A 9,105-nucleotide genomic window follows, 5' to 3' on the forward strand; every position below is an offset into this window, starting at 1 on the left:
AAAAAGGAGTAGAAATCAATAGATATCTACTCCTTTTTAGGTCTTAATTTATTAGAAACACTTTTTCAGTGCCCTCACGAATGTTCAGGTTTTTTTATGCTCGATCTCGAATGTGTTACTCTTTGTTGACCATGTATTTTGTGATAGTAATGCTATCAGTAGCTTCATCGTATGATTCTAGAATTAAGTTTCCATCGGCATCAAAATAGCCAAAAGAAGTTTTGTCTTTAGATTTGTAGATGTAGTGGTCATTTGATGTTTTTCTTAAAATTGCTTTTTTAGCACCATCGGCAGATGTAATGCTGTAGCCACTTTTGTCATTCAAAACTTGGTATTTGACTCCGTCAAGATTGTAATAAGCTGATCGGTCTATGTTTAATAATCGTGTTACTCCATCAGCGGTGATTTTCGTAGTAGCGATTACTTGTACGGGTGAGTCTTTGGTATCTTTGTTTAAGGCATTAGAGTCGGCATCAAGCAATTCTATAGCTTGGGTTTCTTTAATTTCTTCTGTTTTTACTAGTTTTTTCTCTCCATCAGAATCTTTTATAGTTGTAATTTTTGTTTTGACTTCTGTTTTTACATTTTTATTTTGCGCTTGTGTCGAAAGTGAAAATAACAGAGCGAATATTCCTAAAGTGATCGTTTTCATGGTGCTAATGTTTAAAGTTTGTATGTGTCAAAAATACAACTAGTTATCAGTTTATTTATTATAGCATTACAATAAAAGGTTGTATTATTTGTGTTTATGGTTGTGCAGTAAGGTTAATAAATGGCCTAGATTTTTTTAAAGGATAAATTAGGGTTTTGCTTTCTTTTTGGCCACGATCACATAGGTGTCGTAAGCGTATGTTTTTCGATCAATAGTTTGTGTGATTTCAAAATTGTTCAAATAGAGAAAGAGTTGTATTTCATTCAGAGTAAAAACACGTACTGTAGAGAAGTCATTGGAAATCAGCTCTTTTTCATCGTTTTGAATGGTGTAGTATTTTGCATTCCATTCTAGCATGAAGTTTTCCATGTCTGTTGTTTCCCAGTTGCTTTCGCGTAAATAATTAACGTTTTCATATTGCGCTTGATGGATAATGGCCTTATTGTGGGTTATAAAAGGGATAAAGCGATTGGCATCTATAAAATCAAAAATGATGATAGCCTCTTTTTTTAAATTATTCCATAAGCAATTAAGGGTTTCATTGATGTCATCATTGGTGGTCAAGTAGCTTGTTGATCTTCCTGTAATGATGATGGCGTCTACTTTTTTATCGAGGTTAAAGTCCCTCATGTCTCCGTGGATAAATGGGCAGGTTGTATTGCGTTCTTGCGCAATTTTAATCATGCTTTTACTGTAGTCGAGTCCTATGTAGTCCATTTGGTGCGCGCTAAATCGCTTGGCAAGATTACCGGTACCGCTTCCTATCTCTAGAACAGTTTTACAGTTGTTCGCTGCTAAAAGATTGTTGTAAAAGGTGTACTCCTCGTCATAATCAACAAATGTTTGGTACATAGCATCGTATATAGCTGCCATTTTTTCATTGTATAATGTTGCCATAAGTAATCGTTTTATAGGCTGGTCGTAAAAAGTTAGCGTAGATACAATCTTTTTTAAACGGGCTCTATAAATTTATGAAAAAAAATGATACAAAAAAAGGCTGTCTTGCGACAGCCTTTTAAATAATATGCTTTATTTTATTCGAATTAGAATCTGTAGTTCATAGATAAACTAAATAATCTTCCTAATTGACTGAATTGAGATCCATCATAACTTGTAACTGGGTAACGACCATCAAATGTGATATTGTTCCATTCTTTTTTAAGTAATGTTGGGTTATTCACGATTGCATCTGCTGATGCAGAACCATCAGATTTAATTGTGAATTTAGGCAATACATTAAAGATGTTATTCATGTTAAATGAAATTGTTACTGCTTTTGTAGCGGAAAATGTAACTCCTAAATCGGTAACCTGAGCAGTTTTAAACTGAGAGTACAAACCTGCATTGCTAAAATCTGCTTGTTTGAATTTAGTACTTCCAAAAGTAGTGTTGTTCAATGAAAGACCCCATTTGCCTATTTCGTAGTTAGCACCAAGGATTGTTTTGAACTTTGGTCTTGATGTAAACATTAAAGCATCTTGAGTAGCATTGAATACTGTTTGTCCGGCTAAAACAGGGTTTTGACCAGATGTTAGTGCTGTTTGTCCTGCATATATAGGAGCAGCTGTTGTACCTAAGTTTTGCACACTTGTAGGGTTTTTTACCGCACCATCTATTTTATTTTCAATTGTGTAGTTACCAGATAAGTTGAATCCTAATTTACCTGTACCTAAATTAATGTTTCTGTATTCTACTACATAGTCAATACCAGAAGTGATTGAGTTAATTCCATTTACGAAAAATGCTTTTGAATTCTTTCCTTCGTATTCGTTGTAGTCTGCACTTGCTGGATCGCTACTTACTCTTCCTGCTTCGAATGCTACTAGGTTTCCTAAAACGATACGGTCTTTAACACCAATTCTGTAGTAATCTACAGTTACGTTTAGGTTTTTGATTGGTTTAGCTCCAAATCCAACAGAAATGTTAGTTGATTTTTCAGGAGTTAATTTTGGAACACCATAATCTCTAGCTGTTGTAGAAACGTTGTTTACAATTCCAGTTATTGCAATAGCACCACCTTGGAAAGTTGATTGTGATTTTTCAGTATAGATTTGGTGCAACGATGGTGCTCTAAATCCTGTAGAAACTGATCCTCTGAAAGTTAATTTGTCATCTTCTAAAGCTTTAACACTTGTGCTTATTTTCCAAACATTAGCCGATCCAAAATCGCTATAGTTTTCGTGTCGAGCAGTACCATTAACTAACCATCCTTTAACGATGTTTGCACTAATGTCTGCGTAGAAACCAAGATTGTATCTGTTGAATTTTCCTGAGTTAGCTGGAGTATTTCCTTGAAATGAATCTGCTCCTACACCAGCGTAAGATTGAAAGTCACCTTCTAAAATTTCAAAGTTTTCTGTTCTAATCTCAGATCCAAAACCGATCGAAACGTTATCAGATATTTCTTTTGTAATATCTAAATTTCCTACGATATGATTGAAAGAAGTTCCTCCGGGTTTGAAAGTGTTTTGTCCAGTATATCTTGTTTTACTGTCGTCTGCATAAACTAAATCAGTCGCAGAATGGCTACCTATGCCACCCACAGCAGATAATTGCTCTGGATTTAGGTCGCTGTATTTCGATCTGTTATGAGAGTTTGATACAGTGTATATTTGTGAGTTTCCACCAATAGTTACAGAAGCATCTGTTGTCCATCCGTTTTTGTTTGATTTAAATCCTAAAGTAGCATTGTAGTCGTTCAAGTCTCCAATAAATGTTGGAGCATATCCTTGGTACGATCCAGCAGTTCCATTACCAAATAATGAACTTAAGTATGGGTAATCAGTTTCTGTTCTCCAATATGGAGTTCTATAATTTGCATATGAATTTACTTTTTTGAAAATGTAAGCTGCGTTATAGTACAATTCAGTGTTTTCACTTAATTGTGTTCCTCCGTTTACTTCAAATTTTGCAGCAGCTGTTTCAGGTGATCCGTTGATGTTACCACCATCTGGTTTTAACTTTAAAAAATTAGTAATTTGAGTTTGAAGACTCGCATCTTGTGCTGGGGTATTAGAACCACTTCTCCAGTAATTAAATTCATCAGTTGCATTTAAAGTACCTGGGCGGTTTGCTAAAGCAGTTTTTGAGAAATCAACTGTATAGTTTAAGAAACCTTTTTCGCCAACTTTTGTTCCGTTGTTCATACTGATACCGTACATTTCACCGTCACCTTGTCCTGTGATTCCTGTTCTTACAGTTACAGAACCTCCGTTAGTGCTTTTTTTCAAGATAATGTTCATTACCCCAGCAATCGCATCAGATCCGTATTGCGCAGATGCACCATCACGTAAAATCTCTACTCTTTCGATAGCGTCAGTAGGTATTGCAGAGATATCTGCACCAGTTTCACCACGTCCAGGAGATGTTTGTGTGTACACTAATGAACTCATGTTTTTACGTTTCCCGTTGATAAGGATAAGTGTTCTACTTGGTCCCATATTTCTAATTTCGTAAGGGTCAAGTAACGAAGTCGCATCATTCACCGGAGTTTGAACCGTGTTAAAAGATGGGATTTTGTACTGTAATGCCTTATCAAAAGTAGCTTGACCTGTAGATGCTAAATCTTTTGATGATACAACATCAATTGGTAAAGCCGAAGTAGTATTACTTCTAGGAGCTGTTCTTGAACCTACAATTACAATTTCATCTAATGCTTGTCCACCTTCTTCAGATAGTACGACATTAATAGTAGCTGCATTTGCTGCTTTTTCTACTTTGTTAAAACCAATGTAGCTAAAGATTAATGTAGCTCCATCTTGAACTTTTATTTTGTATGCTCCATCGATGTTAGTAGAAACACCATTGTTTGTTCCTTTTTCAAGGATGTTAACTCCTGGCAACCCTGCACCAGTGTTGTCTTTTACTACTCCAGAAACTTCCTTTTGGGCAAAAAGAAAACTGACATTCAGTAATAAAAATAATAATGCGATTTTTTTCATAATTTAATAAAGTTTGGTTTTTGGTTTAAAATTTTGTGCAATATAGTACTTTTTTAACATATCATTAAGATAATGTGTTAAAATTTGATGAAAATGCAATATTTGTAATAATTGCGATTTCATTTATGTAAAAGATAAATAATAATCAGTAAAAAGTGATTATTGCAAATTTTTCTTTAAAAATCAATAGAGTGCTATTATAATATTTAAGTTTAATTTTTATAAAAGCGTTTATAAACCATATATTTGCACCCTTTTTAAGACGATAATCAAGATAAAATAGCGTAGAAAAAACGCTTTTAAATATAAAACACCATGAAAGCAGGAATTGTAGGATTACCTAATGTTGGAAAATCAACACTTTTTAATTGTTTGTCAAATGCCAAAGCGCAGAGTGCAAACTTCCCTTTTTGTACGATCGAACCTAATATAGGAGTAGTAAATGTACCAGATCCACGTATCAACAAGCTAGAAGAATTAGTGAAGCCAGAGCGTGTGCAAATGGCTACGGTTGATATTGTAGATATTGCTGGTTTAGTAAAAGGAGCAAGTAAAGGGGAAGGATTAGGAAATCAATTTCTTGGAAACATCAGAGAGTGTAACGCTATTATTCACGTCTTGCGTTGTTTTGATAACGATAACATCGTACACGTTGACGGAAATGTAAACCCAATTCGTGACAAAGAAACGATTGATATCGAGTTGCAGTTAAAAGATCTTGAAACCGTTGATAAACGTTTGGAGAAAGTAAACCGTGCTGCCAAAACAGGAAACAAAGAAGCGCAAACAGAAAAAGCACTTTTGGACCGTGTAAGAGAAGCACTTTTGCAAGCTAAATCGGCTCGTACGATTACACCACAAAGTAATGACGAGGAAGTTTTAATGGAATCGTTTCAATTGATCACGGCAAAACCAGTTTTGTATGTGTGTAACGTGGACGAAAACTCAGCAGTAAACGGAAACAAATACGTTGATCTAGTTAAAGAATTAGTAAAAGGCGAAGATGCCGAAGTTATTATCCTTTCAGTAGGAGCAGAGGCTGATATTACCGAATTAGAAAGTTTTGAAGAGCGTCAAGTTTTTCTTGAAGATATGGGATTGACTGAGCCAGGAGCTTCGGTTTTAATTCGTGCAGCTTACAAATTATTGAAGCAACAAACGTATTTTACAGCTGGTGTTAAGGAAGTTCGTGCTTGGACCATCAATATTGGATCTACTGCGCCACAAGCTGCGGGAGTTATCCATACCGATTTCGAAAAAGGATTCATCCGCGCCGAAGTAATCGCTTACGAAGACTTCGTTCATTACGGATCGGAAGCAAAATGTAAGGAAGCCGGTAAATTCAAAGTCGAAGGAAAAGAATATATCGTAAAAGATGGGGATGTAATGCACTTCCGTTTCAACGTGTAGTTTTTAACAGAACAGTATAAAGTATATAGAGAAAACCTGCAAAAGCAATTTTGCAGGTTTTTTTGTGTTTATACCATTTTTACATTATTCTACATCCTTATTATAACGCTCCAAACCCTTGTACAAAATCGTGTGCATCCGTTTGCGCAACCGTTCTGGTTTTAGCACTTCAAGACCGTTTCCAAAGCCCAAAAGCAGCCTGTCCAGCTCGTAGTTCTCACGCAATAATACGTGGATAATAATACTCCCATCATCATTCGTTTTAATCAAGCGCTGGGTGTGGTGCAACGGTTTTGTAATTACATAAGGTGCATTGATGGCATCAATCCATAGTTCAATTTTCCTAGGTTGCGAACCCGTATTCACCGTAACCCCTACAACATGTTTGTAGAAATTCTCAGAGTCAAAGTCCTCGTCTAGATAGCTAGCTGCAAAATCATAATCGACCTTGATAATCCGGTCTAGAGCCAAATTACTAATCGGTTGGCTCCCTTTCTTTTTCCCCACCACAAACCAGCGGTTATTGAATTCCTTCAAAATAAAAGGATGAAAAGTAAACAGCTGCTCGTCTCTAGAAGTAAACGATTTATAAGTAATCACCAAGACCACTTTTTTAACAATCGCCTGATAAATTTCGTCCAAAAAGTGCAAGCCTTTCAAGTTTTCGTTTTTATCAAGATGAATCACTGGCTGCGTATGCGATTTCTCCGAGTAAATCTTGTCTTCCAATCGCTGTAAAATATCCGAAACATCATTAAACAACGAGAAATCCTTAAACTGTTTCAGCATCGCCACCGTCTCCGTCAGCACATTCATATCCGTCTCCGTCAGCGGAATATCCGTGATCGAAAACCCATCCACCTCATACCGATAAAACTTTTTATCATACACCACAATTGGCGCATTATACCCCAGTTTCTCTGATCGCATCAACTGAATATCCATCTGAATCGTGCGTTTGCTCACCGCATTTTCCCGCCCTTCAAACTCATACAAAGCCGCTGAGCAAGCAGCAATCAAGTCCTCCAGCGTCCATTGTCGGTACTGGTTTTGCAAGCATTTATCAATCGTTTTGTACCTAATTAAAGCGTTTTTGTTCTGTGACATAGTTTTGTTTTTTGGGCGTGACCCCACAAGAAAAAACGGCCTACTTTTAGCACCGCTTATGAGGCCGTTTTCTCTTCTGCGGTCGGGCTATCCATGCTACTTCGGTAGCTTATTCCTATCCCTCACGCGACCCCGTTAATACTGAAATTTCGTTGCTAAGATTCTCTTTTGCAATAGCATCATACAATTCCCTAAAAAGAGCCGTATTGTAAACAAACTCCTGTGCTAAGAAATGTTCCAAAGCCTTTTTTCGCCCCGGTTTGTACAAGATGTTCGGGTAGATTTTATATTCCTTTCTAATTTGCTTACAGTAAACCTGGTAGTCAGTCCAATTTTTAGAAAGAATCTTTAAATCAAAATCAATCAAGTAATTAATGTCTTCGTTGGCATGGTGTTGGTGCTACTGCGTAGCACAAATAGCATCAAAAACCAATTGTTTGTCAAGTTGAGCTTCCTTTGGCAAAATTGCCACTGCCAGCTCGGCACTTTTCAGTTCGTTACCCTTTCGGGTGGCTTTATAAATTATGTCGTGGTAAAAAATACTGTACAAAATCGCATTAGGATCTGTGAGACGGTTAGCATACAAATCAAACAACGCAATCATTTCTTCCAGATGCGTTAAATTATGATACTGCCGCGATGGAGCCGAATGCGCTTTTTCTAAATCCAACCATAATGTATTGATTGCCTCAGGATCAAACCCAATACAAAGCAATAACTCCTTATATTTATTTTGTAGATTCATAATCGTTGTTTACCCAAAATTACACTTTCTTTTGTACTACGCAAAATAACTGCGTACATCAATGGCAATTTTGTACCATCAAAAAATATAAAACAGAATGAAACCAGAAAAACTAAAAAAAGATTCCCCAATATACTGCCAGCAAAACCTTGATTTACCCAAAGCCATTATTTGTGATCTTGACGGAACACTAGCCTTAATGAATGGCCGAAATCCCTTTGACGCCAGCCGTTGCGATGCCGATTTATTGAACGAACCCGTTGCCAATTTACTTAAAAACTACCATCAATTAGGATATGAAATTCTGTTGGTTTCCGGACGTGAAGATCGGTTTCTGGCACCTACATTGCGCTTTCTAGAAATGCACAATATTCCGTTTGATGCCTTGCACATGCGCAAAGCAAGAGACCAAAGGAAAGACTCCCTGATCAAAATCGAAATTTACACCAACCACATCAAAGACAAGTATTACATAGAATTTGTACTCGATGATCGCAACCAAGTTGTAGATACTTGGCGAAAGGAACTGCAATTGCCATGCTTTCAAGTGTATTATGGTGATTTTTGATTTAAAGACTTGAAAAGGCTGTTTAACTTTTTAACAGATTTATTTGCTATTTGTGGATTGCCGTAATTTTAAGAAAATTATTATAATTATATTTGGAGCAATAAATGTATTTATTGTTGACATTGAAATTTTTGTTTACACAATAACAGAATTTTGAGGTTTAACGAGAGAATGTTAGTGGGTTGAGCAGTGGGAAGAAATGTAATGAGGGGTTGGATGAGGTTTTTAGAAGTGAATTGAATTTATACTAAAGTAGAAAAAATAAAAAAAGTTATGGCGTCAAAATTAATAGAAAAAACAGATGATTTAGTAATACATATTTTAAATGCATTTAAGCATGCAAAATTAAATGATGAGAGTGCATTAAATTACATACGAAAAGGATGCGAGGCAATGTGTAAGATTCTTATTTTACAACAAAAAGGTGAAGTAATTGGAATTAAAATTATTAATGGTGAAATAAATTATAAAAATACCATAATAAATAACGATCCAAAATCGTTGGATTTTTTTAATTTGATCGATACATGTAAATTATATAAATTGCTGAGTAATAAACATAAAGCAAATGAAAGTTTATATTATAAGTTCGAAGATTTAAGATCTTTAGAGGTGTAAAGATAAATTCTTATCTTTCGTGAAAGAATTTTATTATGGAATCATTCAAAGGAGAAAGTATTAT

The 9,105-nt window shown here is 35.7% G+C and carries 8 protein-coding genes; 3 read left to right on the plus strand and 5 right to left on the minus strand.

Annotation, left to right across the window (positions count from 1 at the left end; all coding sequences use genetic code 11):
- Positions 1-115 precede the first annotated feature (115 nt).
- The 3 genes from H8R24_RS17205 to H8R24_RS17215 form a co-directional block, all read right to left on the minus strand.
- Entirely contained in the window at positions 116-652 is a 537-nt protein-coding gene (locus tag H8R24_RS17205) for a hypothetical protein (RefSeq protein ID WP_187021534.1), read from the minus strand.
- A 147-nt stretch (positions 653-799) separates the two neighbouring features.
- Positions 800-1,549, minus strand: a complete 750-nt coding sequence (locus tag H8R24_RS17210; RefSeq protein ID WP_187021536.1) for a class I SAM-dependent DNA methyltransferase — start codon at positions 1,547-1,549, stop codon at positions 800-802.
- Between the two features lie 146 nt (positions 1,550-1,695).
- Positions 1,696-4,593 (minus strand): TonB-dependent receptor, encoded by a 2,898-nt coding sequence (locus H8R24_RS17215; RefSeq protein ID WP_187021537.1) that lies wholly within the window; start codon positions 4,591-4,593, stop codon positions 1,696-1,698.
- A 315-nt stretch (positions 4,594-4,908) separates the two neighbouring features.
- Between H8R24_RS17215 and ychF the strand changes: the two genes are divergently transcribed.
- On the plus strand, positions 4,909-6,003 hold the full coding sequence (gene ychF, locus H8R24_RS17220; RefSeq protein ID WP_187021538.1) for a redox-regulated ATPase YchF: 1,095 nt from the start codon (positions 4,909-4,911) through the stop codon (positions 6,001-6,003).
- Between the two features lie 84 nt (positions 6,004-6,087).
- Here ychF and H8R24_RS17225 read toward each other — a convergent pair whose 3' ends face one another.
- Together H8R24_RS17225 and H8R24_RS18230 are read right to left on the minus strand one after the other, a co-directional pair.
- A complete protein-coding gene (locus H8R24_RS17225; protein ID WP_187021539.1) occupies positions 6,088-7,110 on the minus strand; it encodes a helix-turn-helix transcriptional regulator in 1,023 nt (340 codons plus the stop codon).
- Between the two features lie 400 nt (positions 7,111-7,510).
- Complete coding sequence (locus H8R24_RS18230; protein WP_225876858.1) at positions 7,511-7,855, minus strand: hypothetical protein; 345 nt, start codon at positions 7,853-7,855, stop codon at positions 7,511-7,513.
- Between the two features lie 97 nt (positions 7,856-7,952).
- Here H8R24_RS18230 and H8R24_RS17235 point away from each other — a divergent pair, with 97 nt between their 5' ends.
- Together H8R24_RS17235 and H8R24_RS17240 are read left to right on the plus strand one after the other, a co-directional pair.
- The gene (locus H8R24_RS17235) at positions 7,953-8,423 is read left to right on the plus strand and encodes a phosphatase domain-containing protein (RefSeq protein ID WP_187021540.1); all 471 of its coding nucleotides are present in this window, start codon (positions 7,953-7,955) and stop codon (positions 8,421-8,423) included.
- A 273-nt stretch (positions 8,424-8,696) separates the two neighbouring features.
- Positions 8,697-9,041: a hypothetical protein gene (locus H8R24_RS17240; RefSeq protein ID WP_187021541.1), complete on the plus strand. Its 345-nt coding sequence runs from the start codon at positions 8,697-8,699 to the stop codon at positions 9,039-9,041.
- The last annotated feature ends 64 nt before the right edge of the window (positions 9,042-9,105 follow it).

It is taken from the genome of Flavobacterium muglaense (assembly GCF_014305155.1).
In the GTDB taxonomy this organism is placed as follows: Bacteria; Bacteroidota; Bacteroidia; order Flavobacteriales; family Flavobacteriaceae; genus Flavobacterium; species Flavobacterium muglaense.